The 17,531-nt window shown below is 47.0% G+C and carries 16 protein-coding genes; 1 reads left to right on the top strand and 15 read right to left on the bottom strand.

The window, feature by feature from the left end; translation table 11 throughout:
• Positions 1–25: 25 nt before the first annotated feature.
• Positions 26–283 carry a helix-turn-helix domain-containing protein gene (locus H7U36_RS04415; RefSeq protein ID WP_033125923.1) on the top strand — a complete coding sequence of 86 codons (258 nt, stop codon included), beginning with the start codon at positions 26–28 and terminating at the stop codon, positions 281–283.
• Here H7U36_RS04415 and H7U36_RS04410 read toward each other — a convergent pair.
• The 15 genes from H7U36_RS04410 to H7U36_RS04340 all read right to left on the bottom strand — a co-directional run bounded on the left by H7U36_RS04410 (position 258) and on the right by H7U36_RS04340 (position 17,526).
• A complete protein-coding gene (locus H7U36_RS04410) occupies positions 258–3,983 on the bottom strand; it encodes a leucine-rich repeat domain-containing protein (protein ID WP_205155752.1) in 3,726 nt (1,241 codons plus the stop codon). The genes H7U36_RS04415 and H7U36_RS04410 overlap by 26 nt on opposite strands.
• Entirely contained in the window at positions 3,901–5,514 is a 1,614-nt protein-coding gene (locus H7U36_RS04405) for a leucine-rich repeat domain-containing protein (protein WP_205155751.1), read from the bottom strand. The genes H7U36_RS04410 and H7U36_RS04405 overlap by 83 nt, the downstream gene beginning before the upstream one ends.
• Before the next feature lie 316 nt (positions 5,515–5,830).
• A complete protein-coding gene (locus H7U36_RS04400; protein ID WP_243426697.1) occupies positions 5,831–6,979 on the bottom strand; it encodes a glycosyltransferase in 1,149 nt (382 codons plus the stop codon).
• A 20-nt stretch (positions 6,980–6,999) separates the two neighbouring features.
• Positions 7,000–8,073, bottom strand: coding sequence for a sulfurtransferase (locus H7U36_RS04395; protein ID WP_138304739.1), 1,074 nt, complete (start codon positions 8,071–8,073; stop codon positions 7,000–7,002).
• Positions 8,074–8,078: 5 nt separating this feature from the next.
• Positions 8,079–9,092, bottom strand: a complete 1,014-nt coding sequence (locus tag H7U36_RS04390; protein ID WP_052084029.1) for an aminoglycoside phosphotransferase family protein — start codon at positions 9,090–9,092, stop codon at positions 8,079–8,081.
• 26 nt (positions 9,093–9,118) lie between these two features.
• Complete coding sequence (locus H7U36_RS04385) at positions 9,119–10,456, bottom strand: TIGR04283 family arsenosugar biosynthesis glycosyltransferase (protein WP_205155750.1); 1,338 nt, start codon at positions 10,454–10,456, stop codon at positions 9,119–9,121.
• The gene (locus H7U36_RS04380; RefSeq protein WP_033125919.1) at positions 10,457–10,885 is read right to left on the bottom strand and encodes a C-GCAxxG-C-C family protein; all 429 of its coding nucleotides are present in this window, start codon (positions 10,883–10,885) and stop codon (positions 10,457–10,459) included. It abuts the gene before it with no gap.
• Between the two features lie 11 nt (positions 10,886–10,896).
• Complete coding sequence (arsS, locus tag H7U36_RS04375; RefSeq protein ID WP_033125918.1) at positions 10,897–11,880, bottom strand: arsenosugar biosynthesis radical SAM (seleno)protein ArsS; 984 nt, start codon at positions 11,878–11,880, stop codon at positions 10,897–10,899.
• A 4-nt stretch (positions 11,881–11,884) separates the two neighbouring features.
• Entirely contained in the window at positions 11,885–12,217 is a 333-nt protein-coding gene (locus tag H7U36_RS04370; protein ID WP_033125917.1) for an arsenosugar biosynthesis-associated peroxidase-like protein, read from the bottom strand.
• Entirely contained in the window at positions 12,217–12,927 is a 711-nt protein-coding gene (locus H7U36_RS04365) for a TVP38/TMEM64 family protein (protein ID WP_033125916.1), read from the bottom strand. Before H7U36_RS04365 ends, H7U36_RS04370 begins: the two co-directional genes overlap by 1 nt.
• Positions 12,908–13,915 carry a heterodisulfide reductase-related iron-sulfur binding cluster gene (locus tag H7U36_RS04360; protein ID WP_033125915.1) on the bottom strand — a complete coding sequence of 336 codons (1,008 nt, stop codon included), beginning with the start codon at positions 13,913–13,915 and terminating at the stop codon, positions 12,908–12,910. The genes H7U36_RS04365 and H7U36_RS04360 overlap by 20 nt, the downstream gene beginning before the upstream one ends.
• The gene (locus tag H7U36_RS04355) at positions 13,902–14,585 is read right to left on the bottom strand and encodes a TVP38/TMEM64 family protein (protein ID WP_033125914.1); all 684 of its coding nucleotides are present in this window, start codon (positions 14,583–14,585) and stop codon (positions 13,902–13,904) included. The genes H7U36_RS04360 and H7U36_RS04355 overlap by 14 nt, the downstream gene beginning before the upstream one ends.
• Positions 14,575–15,021: a hypothetical protein gene (locus tag H7U36_RS04350; RefSeq protein ID WP_033125913.1), complete on the bottom strand. Its 447-nt coding sequence runs from the start codon at positions 15,019–15,021 to the stop codon at positions 14,575–14,577. Before H7U36_RS04350 ends, H7U36_RS04355 begins: the two co-directional genes overlap by 11 nt.
• Before the next feature lie 117 nt (positions 15,022–15,138).
• Entirely contained in the window at positions 15,139–16,245 is a 1,107-nt protein-coding gene (locus H7U36_RS04345; protein ID WP_033125912.1) for a sulfurtransferase, read from the bottom strand.
• A 129-nt stretch (positions 16,246–16,374) separates the two neighbouring features.
• Positions 16,375–17,526, bottom strand: a complete 1,152-nt coding sequence (locus tag H7U36_RS04340; protein WP_033125911.1) for a double-cubane-cluster-containing anaerobic reductase — start codon at positions 17,524–17,526, stop codon at positions 16,375–16,377.
• Positions 17,527–17,531 lie beyond the last annotated feature (5 nt).

The raw sequence follows: 17,531 nt of genomic DNA, 5'->3' as shown, positions 1-17,531 counted from the left end.
CACAGATCCGTGCACGAAAAGAGGGATGTCCTTCCTCCGGTACCTGAACGAGGTACGCGTCGCCCACGTCTACCAGGACCTGGTGAACACAGAGGAGCCCATCTCCTACATCATGGAAAAAAACGGATTTACCAATCAGAAGCTCTTCAACCGCACCTTCAGGGAGCTCTACGGGACGACGCCCTCGGCGGTGCGGAGAGGAGATAAAAAGTACAGCAAAAGGGGCTGCCATGATGGCATGCCCCTCTGTTACTTTATTACTTGTTCTCTTTTTTTCTTTTAGCGCTGACTGCAATAACCACAAGCGCAGCTACCATAACTGTCATTACCGCAATTGCGGATTGGGTGTCACCTGTTCTCACAGCTTTAGCTCCTTTTTGATCAGAAGCTGTTTCCGCTCCATTTCCGGAAGACGAAGACTGTCCATCTCCACTGCCTCCACCCGGTTTCTGCTCCGGCTGTTCTTCAAACACAATCTGTGCTCCTTCCAGCACGATATTTTTTAAACGCTCATAGCAGTCTTTGTCAGTTACAATGAGTTTTACGATCACACCGTTATCGGCAAATGCATCCTCTTCAATAATAGTCACCCCATCCGGAATGTTGATCGACGTCAGGGCATTTCCAGCAAAAGCTCCCTCGCCGATCTTCTGGAGTTTTTCCGGAAGTACAACCCCTGTAATTCCACATCCTTTAAATGCCCCAGGTGCGATTTCTGCCACATCAGTTCCTTCCGGTGTCTGCGACGGGATCACCATATAAGGATATACTTGCAACACTTCTCTTCCTTTATCTGTCAGGCCAGTAACAGTTGTCCCCTCATAAGTAAAACAGTCTGTTCCCCATTGTCCCTGATATACAATGCGGTGAGAACCTGAGTTTCCAAATTTTAGATGTTCCGGATTCATTGTATAGCACACTACGATATGGTCTCCATTGGTACCACTGTTCCCGTAAAATGGTTCTTCCCCCATTTCCTTGAGGCTGGATGGGAGCTGCACGCTCTCCAGATATCCTTCCTTAAACGCATATTTCCCAATCTTCTCAACCCCCTCTTCCAGAGTAAGGTTCCTCAAAGTGATAGCCTTGAAAGTTCCCTCGAAAGCAGACTCTCCGATTTCCTTGACACTTCCAGGAACTGTCAGCTCTGTCAAATGGTGAAGATGGAAAGCCCTTCTTCCTATCTTTTCCACGGAAGCCGGAATCTCCAGACTTGTCAGACGTGCGCCCGCAAAGGCCATTTCACCGATTTCTGTTACTGTATCCGGAATCGTCACCTGCTCCAGACGAATATTCATCGAAAAGGCTCCCTGCGGTATTACGGTGACATTCCTTGATAACGTAAGATCTATGATATTATTCTCGGAAAAGGCACCCGCTCCCAAAGCAGTCACCGTATCTGGGATAACAACTTTTGTCAGTTTATTTCCATGGAACGCACTTTCTCCAATGTCTGTAACAGCAGCGCCAAATCCCATTTCCACAAAATTGTTGTATTCAAAGGCCTTCTTTCCAATCTTTGTGACAGTCTCTGGAATTGACACTGTCTCCATCCCGTTTGGCGAATAAACACTGTCTTTCAGCTGCTCAATCTCATCATCCGGGATTTTGAACGCATTTTCTCCTATCTCTGTCACAGCCTCTCCTGTCTCAGGATTTATCTCTGGAAGTACAAGATTTTTTACTTCTTTTCTCGTCACATTTCCTTTGTCTGACCAACCTGTCAGCACAGATCCGTCAAATGTAAAGTCATCATAGGACCACCCTGTGCCGATCAGATTACTGTATACTACTTTATGTCCTTCGCTCTCCGGGATGAATGTATCTGTCTTCTGCAAATGTGCCGGATTCTTCGAGTACAGGATAACCTGTCCCGCTGCTCCGTCCTGGAAAGTATTCTCAGCAAGAGAAACCAACGTAGAGGGAATTTCCACAGTTGTCAGCGCACATTTTCGAAAAGCGGTTCTTCCGATTTCTTCCAGGCCCTCTCCTAAAACCAGCGTCTTAAGGGAGGAAGGTGACTGCTCAGAATATTGTGAAAATGCGCTGGATCCAATACTCTTTACGCTTCCAGGTATTGTAAGTTCTGTCAGCCGATTCGTTGCAAAAGCATTTGCACCGATTTCTGTCACTGTGTTTGGAATCACCAGAGATTCCACCGGTGCCCCGTTAAATGCCATTCTCCCAATTTCTGTGACTCCTTCCGGAATGCTGACTTCTTTTACCGCAGTCATCGCAAACATGGACTGTTCAATCTGTGTCATATTTTTAGAAAGAGTCACTTTTTCCAGATCAGTGCATGTTGCAAAAGCACCTGCCCCTACTTCTGTCACACTGTCAGGCAAAACTATTTCTGTCAAGCCAGATGCCCGGAAAGCTGCACTTCCAATTGTTGTCAGTGTAGATGGCAAATCCAGTTTCGTCATAGTATTCTGCGCAAATGCACTATTTCCGATTACCTGCAGCCGCGACGGAAGCGTCACGTTTTCGAAGGTCTCTCCTTCTGCTCCAAAGGTTCCATAAGCTCCTCCGTTTCCAATCTCCGTCACATATTCTCCGTTCGGCGTCAGATCCGGTATTCTCAGGTTCTGGTCCACTGTACGCTTGGCCTGTCCAGCCTCGGAGAGTCCGGTAACTTTTGTACCCTCGTAAGTGAAATGGATCGTGTTCCAGGGCTGTTCAGCCGGATCCTGTACACCAATTACCAGTTTCTGTACATTGGATTTGTTCCCCGTATTGTCAATGTGGGCGATCTGAGCCTCTGAATTCAGTACCTCATCCCCATACATATAGACGATACCGCCCTTCTTCTCCGCAGATGAGCCCTCAGTCACTGGCTCTTTTCCTGTATTCTGTAAAAAGGCCCATTTATTGACTTTTTCCGTCCTGTCAGGAAGTGCAACGGATACAATCTGATTGATTGCAAATGCCTGCGCATCTATATTCATCTTAAAATCGCATGTCGCAGGGAAGTCCACTATTGTAATCTGATTCTGAATAAAGGCTCCCTGCTCAATCCACCAGACAGTCTCTGGCAACGTCACATGTGTCAGTTCATTTTTGGCAAATGCCTGTCTCCCGACAAGGAGAACGCCTTCCGGCAGTGTTATCTCTTTCAATCCCTGGCCGTAGAAAGCCATACCCATAATCAGAAAGTTTCCTCTTTCATTCTTATCGGACAGCCGGCCCTCATATGCAGCTTTTACATTCTGTGGGAATGTAACAGAAGCAATCTTCTGCGGCATAGTATCCGCATCATATTTAAATGCATTGTCAGCTATAGCAGTCACCTGCCGTCCCTCCGGATCTTTTTCCGGAATGATAAGTTCCGGGTTTCGTCCCAGTTTCTTCAGGCCATTTTCTGTGAAGCCGGTCACTCCCCAGCCGGATACCTCCACCTCTTCTGTCATGGCCACATCATACAGCTTCTTCGGAGTAACCTCTCCATATGTAAAATCATAAGCACTCCACACCGTGTCGGACGGGTCATCCCTGAGAACAAACTTGTGATATTCTGAATCCGGGAAATTCGTCTTATCCGAAATCTGTGACTCATTCACATAGACCAAAGTCACCATTGCCTGCGTGGAGTCCGAATACTCTCTCGTAAACACATTCGCGGGAAAGGCCTTCACTGTCTCCGGAAGATCCAGGATCTCTACGATCTTATTCCTGAACGCATAGGAGCCTATCTTTTCCAGGCCCTCCGGAAGAGTGACTGTACACACAGTATCTTTCAAATAGTTTTTTGTAGAGAAAGCATAGTTTCCAATTTCCTTAACCGTAGACGGGATATTAATCTGAGTAAAATTGTTACCGGCAAATGCATTGTTCCCGATGACGGTAATTCCTTCAGGTATCTCAATCTGTGTAAGTCCAGCCATCCACTCGTCTGCCGTGCTACATCCGAATGCGCCGGCTGGTATCTCTGTCAAGCCTCTGGAAAGGATGGATGATCTGCTCCAGCTGAGGATTAGTGCCAAATGCACCTCCTCCCAATGTCACTACGCTGTCTGGAAGAATTACACTGGTCAGTTTATTTCTCTGAAATGCGGCAATACCGATTTCTTTTAAGGTCAGCGGAAATTCTATTCTCTGGATACCGCTGTTGCAAAAAGCCCTGTTGCCAATGCGTTCCAAATAGCAAGGAAGTACTACGGATTCAAACTGCTCGCCTTCTGCTGCGAAGAGTCCCGTATCATTTGTGGTATCTGCCAGCTCTGTTATATACTCTCCTGATGCATTCCTGTCAGGGAGAACAAGATTTTTATTCACCGCTCTCTTCCCTACTCCTGAAGGTGACAGTCCTGTAATCGTTGTCCCTTCAATAGTGAAATCATCAAGGCTCCATGTCTGGTTCGCATTTGGGTCTTCCCCTACGATCAGACGCTGATGATAGGACTTCTGGGAGGGTGCTGTCCTGTCAATATGGTGTATTCTTTCCATATTCACAAGATTCGGATTGTCCGTGTACATATACACAACGCCGCCAAACTTGGCCCCTTCATTTTCAGGCGCATCCGCCGGGCAGTCTTCCATACCCGGATTCCAGTAGAACGCTCTCTTATCTACTACCTCCGTATAGTCGGGCAGACGTACAGATTGAATATTGTTCTGGGCGAATGCCATGGCATGAATCTGTAACTGAAAATCACATGTCTTTGGAAAACCAACCGTTGTAAGCTGATTCTTAGCAAACGACTGATTTTCAATCCACCAGATCGTGTGAGGCAATGTCACACTCTTCAGCTGATTGCTTGAAAATGCCATGGACATAACTGCGATCACACCTTCAGGGAGATACACCGAGGTGAGGTTATTTCCATAAAACGCAGACGATCCGATGACAAAATTTCCCCGTCTGGTCACCACATGAGTGACCGTATCATTGTAATCCACCATCATACCTGTAGGAAATTCTACCGTTTCAAGTCCCATATTCTTAAACGCATTGCTGGCAACTCCTACGAGAGTCTCCCCATTATCGTCCGTAGATGGAAGCACAAGATTTTTATTTGTTTTTACTTTTTCCTCGCCATATTCGGAGAAGCCGGCAATGGCCCGGCCTTTAATTGTAAATTCTCTTGTGTAATCACATCCATTTAACGTCTGTTCCATTGTTGTGTAAGTAAAGTCTTCTGTTGTCCATACACTATTTTCAACATTCGTATCCGCCTGAACTGTTTCATTAGCGCTTTGTTTCTCAACTGTCTTCCCTTTATTTCCTAAAATAACTTCCGGCTGTTCTGTATCATCACCTGATTCCTCTGCCTTTGTGTCTTCTTCTGGCTGACCCGAATTATCTACAGTCATCTCCTCTTCAGGCGTATTATCCTCAATATCAGTACTATTTGGCTCATCTTCTAATATCTCATTGGCATCCGTCGTCTCCAATATGTTATCAGAAGACAGCGTCGTTTCCTCTCCTGGAATATCAGCTGCAAATGCCGGCATCGCCATAGATATCGACAAAATCACGGCTAAAATCCCACCTGCTAGTTTTTTTCTTTTCATTTAATTTCCTCCTAATGACCCATCAATAAAAATTCTGAATTTTTATCATTTCCCCCTCTCCAACGAAAAAATTTACGCTTTATTTTCAGAATTTCTTAGTTTGAGAATACCAGATATTCAGATAAGTTTGAAATCTTTCATTTCTATAAGTAATTCTTATTTATTTCTTTTTTCTATAAATATTTTCTCAAAAAAGAAAAACCATTTTAATTTGGTCCGGCTCTAAAAAGTACGGCCGTTTACAAAAAAATCTTCGTCAACTTCCGCTTATAGCCGGGTGCCACAAAACGGAAATCGACGAAGATTTATCCTTACATTATTTTGTTTTCTTGACTATACGCCGAACCATTCTTCCTACGCGCCTGAATGGTTCCGTATATCTCCAGCTGCTTGAATTCCGGTATTGATCTATCAGATATTCCTGCATGTTTACTTTTTCCTGATAAGCAGCCAGCTGCCTCTTTGCCTCAGATATTTTCTGTTCCAATATAAAATCTGTATACCAGTGGCCCCGATTCCAGGAATAAATTTCCTGCAAGGTAAGATCAAAATGCCTCTCCAGGACTTCAACAGCCCCCTCTATTTTCAAAACTTCCTCTAACTTATTTATGCCTGGAAGCCTCATTTCTGGGGAGTCATCTATGCAGTGCATTAAAAGAAACGCTTTTTCAAATTCCAGTTCAAGATGAGATGAAGAAGTTTTCTTCTGAAATTCCGATTTAAAGAACAGCAGCATCTGTTCGTCGCTCAGGCGATCTATCATCTGCTTTCGGATCAGCATCTGCTCGTTAAAAGAGCGGATCAAGTTCTTTTCTGTCGCGCTGCTTACCTGTTCCTGCTTATTTATATCCCACCGGAACCGTATCAGTTTTTCCGGCAGAACATATATAGGATGTTCAGTGACAATACGCACCCAGAGATCAAAATCAGCAAGCTGGCAGTACATCAGGTTAAAACCACCCACCTCATCCATGACTTTTTTTCGTACAAGTGCAGATGGATGGCACACACAGTTCCCCTTATGCAGAAAAAAATGCATCCAGTCTTTCTGATCTTCATAATGGTTTTCAAACAGTTTTTCCATGGGTAGACACCGCTCAGACAGATCATTCCCCTCATTGTCGATTAAAGTAACTTCTGTAAAACAAGCGCCAGCCTCTGTATGCTCCTCCATAAACCTCATCTGTTTTTCCAGTTTGTCCGGCAGCCATTCATCATCACTGTTCTGGAATGCCACGTAATCGCCTCTGCAATTCTGAAGGCCATAATTGGCGGCATAACAGTAAAAACGATTTTTATCCATCTTTATATAGCGGATCCTTGGATCCGGATAGAAAGCCACGAGTTGCTCCGTGTTGTCCGTCGATCCGTCATCCACAATGATCAGTTCCCACTCTGTATATGTCTGCGCTATCACACTGTCGATCGCACGCTTCAGATATTGTTCTCTGTTATATGTACACATCAATATACTGACCATTTTGCCTACTCCACTTCTCCAACTACCGACCAGCGCCAGAAAGACTGGTCATAATTCCATGTGTTCTCGTATCCACACATTTCAAGGACCAGTTGGGTGTACGCTGAACGAATGCCCCCTGTGCAGTACGTAACAACCTTATCATCCTTATCTACACCGGCACTCTCAAACATTTCGATCAGCTCTTGATTGGGCTTCAGTGTCCCGTCTTCCTGAAACAGATCTGTATACCGGACATGGATGGCTCCCGGAAGATGGCCGCCCTGTGCCTCATTGTACAGAATTGCGCCATTATATTCCTCGTCTGTCCTCACATCCACGATTGTATAATCATCATAGTTTTCCTGCAGCTCCTCTGTTGTCATTACATGTGTGTTGTCAATTTTGTCAACTGTAACTTCTCCTGGCTCGGCGCCGGAGGCGAACAGCTGTGTCTCTGCTCCCGCAGCTTTTGCCGCTGCATAACCCCCGTCTATCATTTTGACGTCCGCAAAGCCTGCTGCCAGAAATTCCCACACGAGGCGGGCATCATCCCCCCATCCGTCCACAGTATCGGCAAATACAATGATCTCTTTATCTTTTGTGATCCCAAGCTCTCCCAATCTTTTCTCCAGATCATCCGGCGCAGGAATCTTTCCCCAGCCCGCATCACCGGCCTGTCCCTCCTGACACGTACAGAGATCCTGCCAGGTCGTGGCTATAGCACCTTTCAGTGTGCCAAGGACTGCCTTCTGCCACCCTCTCGCATCGATAAAGAGGGCGTCTTCTGCACCTATTCGATCTTTAGCATAATCACCGGTAACCACATATTCTCCATGAAAATGTCCGTCGTCAGGTATGGTTTCTTCCTCTTCCACCTTATCCTCTTCCTGTTTATACTGCACATCATCATCTATTTTGTCAGTCACAGCCGGAACAGGATCGTCTGCATCGTTCCCACTACAGCCCGTTATCACAGCCAATACCGCCGTCAAACATAATACCAAAACTTTTTTTCTAAAACTCACTATTATTCCTCTCTCCCTCAACACCCTGTCTGCATATTTGCAACGCACTCCTTCTATGACAATACTTTTCATACAGACTATACTTGATGGTCTATAAATTTCTCAATCCTGTTTAGAAACTCCCAACTTAAGTACTGTTCTAGTTTTTCATACGTAGACCGGTTAAAGATTTCTTTATCCGGCTGCTGGTATTCTATCCATGCCATGGCACACCAGGTTATCCCTCTCAGGCATGTGACAGGGACATATACCATTGTTCTTTCTTTCAGACCCTCCGTGTTAAATCTGCCATCTACATATTTTATATATTCACCGATAAAGTCCTTCATTTCCTGCACAGTGAGGATCACATCCGTCTTCCAGAATGTGGTCGTGGGAGCCAGAAAATGTCCAAGATCCTGGGCCGGTTCACCGTATAACGGCTTTTCCCAGTCGATCAGATAGTTGTCCTTTTCCTCTCCGTTAATAAGAAAGTTTGTTGAATTCAGTTCTGTGTTGATACAGCAGCGATATGCCGGCTTATCCAGGCTGTCTGCCTTTTCCCATACCTTGTCCAGCATTTCACGGATCTTTGCAGCTTTCTGCCGGTCTGCCAGCAAGGAGCCCTCATATTTTGCAAACATTTCCTCACATTCTTCCAGTATGGCGCGGAGCTGGTTCAGCGGTGCGATCAGATGCGTATCTTCCGGCACGGATACACTGTGGATATCTGCAAGGCACTGTGCGGCGAAGACATTTTCTGTGCGGTAATCCAGGACATGTCCCGGGAGATATTCCATCACCATCACACCGTACGGTATATGCTTCAAAGATCCATCTACATACAATGGCTTTGGCGTACGTCCGGATCTTTCAAGCAGTTTCAGTGCTCGGTACTCGTACTCTATCTGATCATCCAAATGCATCTGGCTGCCAAAATTGACCCGAAATAAAAGTTTCTTGCCTGTCAGAGGATGGGTAAACAGATAGTTTCTGTTGTATTCTCCCTGTGCCAGCATGGTGTATTCCTCTGTTATATCTGCCGGAAGACCCAGCGCCTGTCTGTATGTGGGAAGCCCGGCATAGGCTATTAACTGTTCCATTTCATTCATAACATATTCCTCTTTCTGCAGGTCACTTATCTGATATCCTTGTACATCTTGGCAATTGTCTGTACAGGGATCTTGTCACGGTACATTTTTCGCATCCGGTTCATTTTCCACATCAGTTTCAGTTTAGGAATAGTTCCCTTTGGAAATCTCCGGTCAGATGTGTAGATCCTTTTTCTTGTCATCCCAAGACGTATCCCTTTCTCTTTCAGTGTCAGAGAGAACTGATAATCCTCCATGATCGGCATTTCAGGAAACATTCCAATATCAAAGAACAGCTTTCTGTCAACAAATATACCCTGATCCCCGAACATGACTTTTCTGTCCTTTACCCGGTGATTGGATATGATCCGGCACGTAAACATGAAAAAATTCCGGGAATGAAAAGCAATCCCAAAGCATCCTGCCCGGTGATCTCTCATGACCTCCCGTATCTGGGCCAGAGGATGCGCCGGGAGCTCGCTGTCACAGTGAAGGAAAAAAAGGACATCACCGTGACTTGCTTTCGCACCGGCATTCATTTGAGCCGCACGGCTTTTTGGAGCATGTAATAATGTGAAATCATTTGAGATCTTATCCAGAGTATGGTCAGTACTGCCTCCGTCTACCAAAATAATCTCACACTTGCCCTTCAGTTCCCTGAGCTGATCCTGCAGGTATCCTATCGTCTTCTCTTCATTATACACAGGCACGATAATGGAAATGCGGCTGTTAGACGCAAGATATTTCCCTGTCTTTGATCCTTTCAGGAAATCATCTGCACGCATACGATCCCTATACCCCTGAAGGTCAGCCGGTGTGTCCATATCCTGCAATTCAGCCGTGGAGCCGATAGAAACCCCGAGACTTCGAAGTCTGCAAAGGGTTTCCTCAAATACTGTACTGACACCATATTGTTCCAATCCAAAAGCTTCTTTCCACGGCTTTTTCATGCCGATCAGGTAATAGCCGCCATCTTTTGTTTTCCCAAATACAATATCATGTTCTACAAGCAGATCAAACGCCCGGATCATGTGCTCAGCTCTGAGCTCCGGGACATCGGTACCGATCAAGATACAGCTTTTGTATCCCTTCTCAAGCACTTTTTCTATAGCGTGGTACATTCTCTGCCCCAATGTATCCCCCTGCTGTGGAAAGTATTCTGCATCTCTGCCGAAAATATCCCGCAGTATCCCTGTTTTCTGTTCATCCTCTGGTGTATAATTCACATACACATCCTCTCTGCACGCCTGACAGGCTTCACATATATCCTGCAGAAAGTAAGTGTGCAACCTGGCACACTCTTTCCCGGACAATGCCGGCATCATACGCGTCTTTGTCTTTCCCGGCAGGGGCACACGTGTGAACACAATAATCGCTCTATCCATTTACAGAACCTTCTCCAGCGCCTCTATAGCAGCTTCCACAACCCCCGGACAGAAGTCAAGCAGGAGCCCTTCCTCCATCACCTTCTCGAGTTCCCCTGGTTTTCCCAGATCATACCCCAAAAGTTCCCGGCACATGCAGGAGGGATATTTCTGCTGAAAATAAGCCTTAAATTCTGCTGTTTTCTGCATCATAATGTTCTTCTGATCCATGTCGTCTTCCTTGCAATGACCATATTTCATTCCAAGAACCATCAAAGCTCCCGTAACTGCCCCGCAGGTTTCCCCGCACATCATCCCACCTCCGAAGCAGGCAGATACTTTTCTTGCCTCTTCTTCTGTCATTCCCATTTCTTCTGCAAATGCCCCGGCGACCACCTGTGAACAGTCTATTCCCTTTATAAACAACTCCCTGATCTCTTCTTGTTTCATTGTATCCTCCCTTACTCTGTTGCTCCGCCACAGCTGGATCCCTGCCCTGCTGTACATCCGTAGCAGTGATTTGCAAGACATATCTTCCGCTTTTTATAGGGTTTACCCACCATGTCAAAAATCGTTTCTCCTGTCAGGACAGGCAGGTCTGCGGCCTGATTAAAATCACAGTCGTACACTTTTCCGTCATATCTCACTGAAATCTGGAACCGGCACATAAGCCCCGGAAGAGTAGCTGTATTAAACGCATCAGAAAGCTTTTTCATATAACTTTCCAAATTTCCGCTTCTCTTCAAAAAGGTCTCAAAACGTCCCATAGGATTATTGGTGATCGTAAAGAGACTATTGAACACAATACCGTAGTCCTTCCACAATTTCATTTTATACTCTTTTTCCATAGCATCCTGTGCCGGCGGGAAAAATGCTCCGGCAGGATTATACACCATGTTCAGCACCAGATCCTCTTCTTTTCCATAGCCCAGCTTGTTGAGTTCCCGGATCACCTCTATAGCAGTCTCAAATGTGCCGTCTCCTCTGACCCTGTTCATCTCCTTGGCCCTGTAATAGGGGAGGGAGCAGACTACCTCCACTTTATGATCTGCATAAAATTTCGGCAGATGTCTATACTTCTCTTCTTTTAAAATAACAAGGTTAGTACGGACAATCACATGACTGCATATTTTACAGGACTCCTCCACAAGCCATTCAAAGTCCGGGTTCATCTCAGGTGCTCCTCCGGTTATGTCGATAGTGGACACCTGCTGCTCCCTGCAGACTGCAAGGCAGGCCTCCATGACTTTTCGGGGCATGATTTCTGTTCTGCCCGGTCCCGCCTCTACGTGACAGTGTTTACAGGCAAGGTTACACAGTCTGCCCACATTAATCTGCATAACATCCAACTTATCTGTTGTATATTTATATTCCTCCGATGTAATCCTGTCCTCAAAATCAGGAATACACTTTAATCCTCTTAAATCTTCCAATGCCTGACTCATATTTTTACAGCTCCAGTTTCTTTACAATATTTTTCATTTGCACACCATGCACCAGTGTAGCTCCCCCTCTGATCGCAGCCGCTACATGAACAGCTTCTATCATCTGCTCTTCGCTGACTCCCTTATTCAGGCAGTCGTTTGTATAAGAGTCTATACAGTAAGGGCACTGCACCGCATGTGCTACAGCCAGTGCGATCAAAGCTTTCTCTCTTGCGGTCAGAGCTCCCTCTGCAAACACAGCTCCATAATAGTCAAAAAATTTCTCTGCCAACTGGGGAGCCTCCTCGCCAATCGTACCAAATTTTGCAAGATCCTCCGGGTTGTAATAAGTTTCCATTACTCATTTCCTCCTTTTTTCTTTTGTCTATCCATATATATTTTTCTGATCATAACAATCAGAGCTGATAGAGCAAACAATATCATTAAAGCTGTCACAAACATTTGTGCACCGCCTGTCAACATTCCTCCCACATAGGAATAAACAATCGTTGCAGGCAACTGTCCAATACCTGTCGCGATAAAAAAAGATCCAAAAGACATGGATGTAAGCCCCGCCGCATAGCTTACGATATCAAATGATACAAATGGAAGTAAACGGCATACAAGGACTGTATTTTTCCCATATTTCTCAAAAAACTCATCTATTTGTTTCAATCCGGCTTTACTTGTCAGCCGTTCCACCACATCTCTCCCAAGTATCTTTGCAATACAAAAGCATACAGCTGCTCCTGCCATAGCACTGGTCCAGGATAAAATAGCGCCCTGCCACCAACCGAACAGATTGGCATTGGCAAAAGTCAACAAAAAGGCCGGCAGAGGCGCTGCCACGGACTGAAATATCATCAGAAGAAAGGAAATGAGCGCAGCATATGCACCATATGATGCCACAAAATCCTTTACAACTCCAAAATCGCCACTCGCAAACATCTTAAAGACTTTATTCATATTCTCATTGACTGCCGGTATCAGATAATAGCATGCAACAGCAGCCGCTGCGCATAACAGTAAGATAACTTTTTTCATCCAGCTATTTTTCTTTTTTTCCATACGCTCCTCCCTGCCAGTACTTTGTCTTCATTCGATTTATCATTGATTTTGCAGTATCTGGTTTCTCAGTAATTCCCAGGATTTTCAGGAGAATGTGATCAGCCTGATCGAAGCCTTTTCTTGCAAAGCTTCCCGAGCAGGAAGCGCAGTATGTACATACATTTCCTCCCGTTGCTGCCGCTTTTACCATTTCCATCGCCAGATCCGCCTCCTTCTGTCCGGCACATCCCCCCAGTCCGCAGCACTGACTCTCTGTGATAATTTCCGGCTCTTCTTCTAAAAACGGGCGGATCGTACCTAGGATTTTCTCCGTGCCCCGATCCGGACACGGCGGAAAGATCCTGATTTTTTCCTTGATCTTTTCTCCGATCCCTAGTTCCCTCAGCTTGTCATAGATCATAACAACTTTTATATTTAGTCTCCCATTCAAATAGGCATAACAGTTTGGGCAGACCATAATAAGCTCATCCACATGCATAGCCTGCAGTTTTCGATCTATTCGGTTTACAATCTTCTGCGCATCTTCTTCCATCCCCAATTCTGCCACTGGTTTCCCGCAACAGTCAAAGACTATCCCAATCTCATCCTTTTCCCACAAAAGATCCGCAAGCAATCTTGTCGTTTCAGGATAAAAGGACGGAAAATTGCACCCTGGAAAAAGAACTCTTTTATATCTCCCATTCCGGTAATTCTGAAACATATAATCCTTTTTCTCTTTTATGAGCATCGCATAGCCTTTTTCTTTTACTCTTCCCTTATTTTCCCTTACCTGACTGCGTCTGAGATTTAATATGATCTCTCTGCCGTCTATCCCTTTTGGACATACCTGTGTACATTTTCCACAGAGGAAACAATGGTATGCCAATGGTTCTATCTTATGGATATCCCCAATGTCCATCTGATACTTTTCCAAAAACCGACAGCTTTTCTGACAAAGATGGCAGTGCACGCAGGCAGAGGGATCCGCGGTCTTCTTATTCTGACTCATCTGTCTTCTCCTGTATATATTTTTTCTTCAAAACCATTCCCACAAGGATCACCACCACCGCAATGGCCACCGCGATGCCTATGTAGAGCAGACGGTTCTCGGCGTCCGCCAGGCCGGCTGTCCCGATGGTGTACATAGCCGTCCCGGGGATCATGAACACAAAGGATCCCACCGTGTAGGTGGCAAAGCTGATGTCTGTCACACCGTAGGCAAAGTTCTGGAGATTGTAGGGAAAGACCGGCACAAGCCTGGTGATCATGAGGATAAAGATCTGGTTCTTCCCGGACTCGTCAAAGAGCCATTTTTTCAGATACCTGTTCTTCATAGCCGCGGGCCTTATGCTGTCCCGCAAGAAAAATCTTCCCGCCAGAAAGGCAAGCACTGCCCCGGCTGTGGCGGACAGGGCGCACAGCACCGTGCCAAGCGCCGGTCCGAACAAAAGACCTGCCAGTATGGCAAAGGTAACGCCGGGGAGGGCCAGGACCACGCTGCCAATCACCGTCACCGCCATGTAAATGGCGATGGCCCCCGCCAGATTGTCCTGTATCATGGTCTCCAAAAAGGCCAGGTTGTCCGTGTCCCCCAGGTAGGAGGACCACCCGAATATGTGGTTGAGGATCAGAACCAGAACCACCAGCCCCACAAAAATCCAAAGCTTTTTATTTTTCACCTTGCTCTCCCTCTGCTCTCCTCTTTGATATCAGCACGGCAATGCCTGTCTTGAGGATCTGGATCATCGCCGCCACAAGGAACAGGATGCTGATAAAATAGTAGTCTGTCATGACGTCCGTGGAGCATCCCAGTGTGTAACCCCCATACAGCGCCGTCAATGCGATCATGAGGGCCGTCATAGCCCCTGCCAGCAGGGTGGTCTCCCTGCGCTTTTTCAGGAAGAAGAGAAGGATCAGGACTGTCAGCAGGGCCGCCGCTGCCACGCAGGCCAGCTTCAGCGCCTCCACCGGGTAGTCCCTCTCCCAGGACATGTTCTTGTAATTCAGATACCTGACCATCCCCAGCTTCCGCCTTGCGAAATAATGTATGATCCAGGCGCCTGCATAGGCCCCGATCTCCAGGATCAGCGCCAGGATATATGCTATCTTTTTCATTGTCTCCTCCAGCTTTTGTCAGGATGCTTTTCGAGAGAAAAAGCGCTGCCGTCAGGTTAAACGGCAGCGCTTTTTGCATCCTGCTTATCATTCGGCAGATTATAATCCGTCAGCTCCTTATTTAGCAGCTTTATCTGTCGGCAGCTCGCCTACTGTCGTGTGCACACAGTCATCGCTTGCAGGGTCGCCTACCTGTACCGGATAATCGTCATGCATCTGCCACTCGTACCATCCGCCGTCATATACGGAAATGTTGTCGTATCCATTCTCGTACAGGACAAGGAAGGGAACGCTTGCTCTCCAGCCTGTGCCGCAGTAGAAGGAAAGCTCATTGTCCAGTGTGAAGTCACAGTCTGCCCACACTTCCTCAAAGCCTGCCAGATCCTTTACTGTTCCGTCATCGTTGAGGAACTGGTTTACATCGGAGGAGGAGTCTGAGCCCTTGCCCCACACGGCGCCCTCCGGCTCACCTGCCCTGTCAATGTAGTTGTATCCGCTTGTCTCGCCAAGCCACTCTTCCTCGCTGCGGATGCTGACAAGCTTAAAGTTGTCATCTGTCTCCAGCTTCTCTTTCGCATCTACTATATCCAGACGGTACTCCGGATGCGCGGGGGCCTCTACGCCGAAGTCATCTGCGGCCTCGCCCTCGTTCACATCTGTCTCTGTATCATAGCCCGCAGCCTTCCAGGCGTCAATTCCGCCGTTGATAACCTTGACATCCTCAACACCTGCCCAGAGGTAGGCAAATGCCTGTCTGGCTGTACCGCTGACGTCCGCTCCGTAGAGAACTACCTTTGTGTCCTTTGTGATGCCGTGGCTGAGCATGTTGTCCACTACCTCGTCCGCTGCCAGAAGGTTGTATGCACCCTCCTCGCTTCCTGTGGCGTCCTCCACCTCGCAGTTATCTACATAGATAGCTCCAGGGACATGTCCCTCATTGTAGGACGCGCAGTCTGCCACGTCGCCGTAGCCTACCTCCGCGATCAGGATATCCTCATATCCCTCCTGGTCACCGTTCAGTGCGCTCTGTACCCACTGGGGAGTTACATACACGGTTCTCGTCTCCACCGGCTCTGCTTCCACATTCTCTGCTGACTCATCTGTCGTCTCGTCTGTGGACTCCTGAGTGGTATCCTCCTTCGTGGATGACTCTGAGCCGCATCCGGCCAGCATAGCTGTTGTCATGGCCATACATAAAAGTGCCGCTAACACTCTCTTCTTCATAATACTATATACCTCCTTATGACTGTAGTATGTCCTCCATTATTATAGCCATTCATACCTGGCCCGTCCAATCGATAAGAAGTATATATAAACAAATTTATAGATAATATCTATATCCATCCGCGCGCCTTACAGCATCTCGATAAAGGCTGCAATACGGGTGTTCAGCTGTCCGATATCTGCCTGGGAGTAATCCGTCTCCACATTGATATAGGGGATGCCCTTCTCCTCATTGACAAATTTGCGGATGGCAAAGGATTCCACATTGTAGGTGTGGCACGCCTGGAGAGTCATCTCCACCACGCCGTCCACCTTGTACTCGTCGATCAGCCTTCCCAGGAGCTCAAAGCGGTTCTTGTCCGGTGTCATGACGGAGCATCCGATATTAAGATACCTCTCCGCCAGAGCCTGGTATACATCCGGCTCCTCCTCGTCCACCAGCTTGTCGATGGATTTGGCTCCGCTGCAGTTCTCAAAGGTGACTACAACTCCGCCGTTGTTCTCCACCGCGTCGATGATCTTCTCCGTGGCGCCGCCCACCGGGCAACCGGTGATGAGGATGCGGGGCTTCTTCTCCAGCATTTTCCCCTCCGCGTACTCCTTATTGATCTTCTCAACCAGGGCGTCTACCTCTCCCGGGATGGCCTTCCTGTCAAATTTGAAGGTGCTTCCGTACAGGACCTTGAAGAGATCGTGGCCTGTGATGGGAGCCGGGTCATTGCGCATCACTTCGTAGAGGTGCTTCAGGGATGTCCTGACCTGGTTGTTGACCCGGATGGCCTCCCGGATGTCGTCCTCTGTGATGGTAACGTCGAATTTCTTCTCCAGGTATTCCTTAAAGCGGATGATCTCCCCTTTCCAAAGCTGCAGAGCCTCCGGTCTCTGGGTGTTGGGCAGCTCCATGATAAATACATCCTTAAACTGGGACATATATTCATACATCTTCTTCTTTCCGTCGCAGGTCGTCTCACCCACAACCACGTCAGAGAAATAGAAGAAGGGACATTTGTCTGTCTTGGCAAACCCGTAGCTGGACTTGATAAGAGGGCACAGGTTCTTGGGCAGATCCCTCTCCGCGTCCGCTATGGTCTCATCGGAGGTGGAGCACAGAGACACTGTGGCGGCCCCCAAGGCCATGGCAATCTCCTGGGGGAAATAAGTACAGTAAGATCCCACAACGGGGACTCCCTGCTCCTTCAGCTTTTTCACCCCGAGGAAAGAGTTTTTCCTCTGTTCTGCAAATTCTTCAAATACTTCTGGTAAATCTTTGATCAGTTCCATTTTGT

The sequence above is a fragment of the Faecalicatena fissicatena genome, assembly GCF_016900595.1.
Lineage (GTDB): Bacteria > Bacillota > Clostridia > Lachnospirales > Lachnospiraceae > Claveliimonas > Claveliimonas intestinigallinarum.
Note: the sequence above shows the minus strand (reverse complement) of the source record. Positions and strands in the feature narration are given on the sequence as shown.

Bases quoted from the DNA above. Each gene is read 5' to 3' on its own strand.
- H7U36_RS04340 (WP_033125911.1), bottom strand. From the start codon at position 17,526: ATGGAACTGATCAAAGATTTACCAGAAGTATTTGAAGAATTTGCAGAA.
- H7U36_RS04400 (WP_243426697.1), bottom strand. From the start codon at position 6,979: ATGTGTACATATAACAGAGAACAATATCTGAAGCGTGCGATCGACAGT.
- H7U36_RS04345 (WP_033125912.1), bottom strand. From the start codon at position 16,245: ATGAAGAAGAGAGTGTTAGCGGCACTTTTATGTATGGCCATGACAACA.
- H7U36_RS04350 (WP_033125913.1), bottom strand. From the start codon at position 15,021: ATGAAAAAGATAGCATATATCCTGGCGCTGATCCTGGAGATCGGGGCC.
- H7U36_RS04395 (WP_138304739.1), bottom strand. From the start codon at position 8,073: ATGAAAAGTATTGTCATAGAAGGAGTGCGTTGCAAATATGCAGACAGG.
- arsS (WP_033125918.1), bottom strand. From the start codon at position 11,880: ATGAGTCAGGCATTGGAAGATTTAAGAGGATTAAAGTGTATTCCTGAT.
- H7U36_RS04370 (WP_033125917.1), bottom strand. From the start codon at position 12,217: ATGGAAACTTATTACAACCCGGAGGATCTTGCAAAATTTGGTACGATT.
- H7U36_RS04390 (WP_052084029.1), bottom strand. From the start codon at position 9,092: ATGAATGAAATGGAACAGTTAATAGCCTATGCCGGGCTTCCCACATAC.
- H7U36_RS04405 (WP_205155751.1), bottom strand. From the start codon at position 5,514: ATGAAAAGAAAAAAACTAGCAGGTGGGATTTTAGCCGTGATTTTGTCG.
- H7U36_RS04380 (WP_033125919.1), bottom strand. From the start codon at position 10,885: ATGAAACAAGAAGAGATCAGGGAGTTGTTTATAAAGGGAATAGACTGT.
- H7U36_RS04360 (WP_033125915.1), bottom strand. From the start codon at position 13,915: ATGAGTCAGAATAAGAAGACCGCGGATCCCTCTGCCTGCGTGCACTGC.
- H7U36_RS04365 (WP_033125916.1), bottom strand. From the start codon at position 12,927: ATGGAAAAAAAGAAAAATAGCTGGATGAAAAAAGTTATCTTACTGTTA.
- H7U36_RS04385 (WP_205155750.1), bottom strand. From the start codon at position 10,456: ATGGATAGAGCGATTATTGTGTTCACACGTGTGCCCCTGCCGGGAAAG.
- H7U36_RS04415 (WP_033125923.1), top strand. From the start codon at position 26: ATGTCCTTCCTCCGGTACCTGAACGAGGTACGCGTCGCCCACGTCTAC.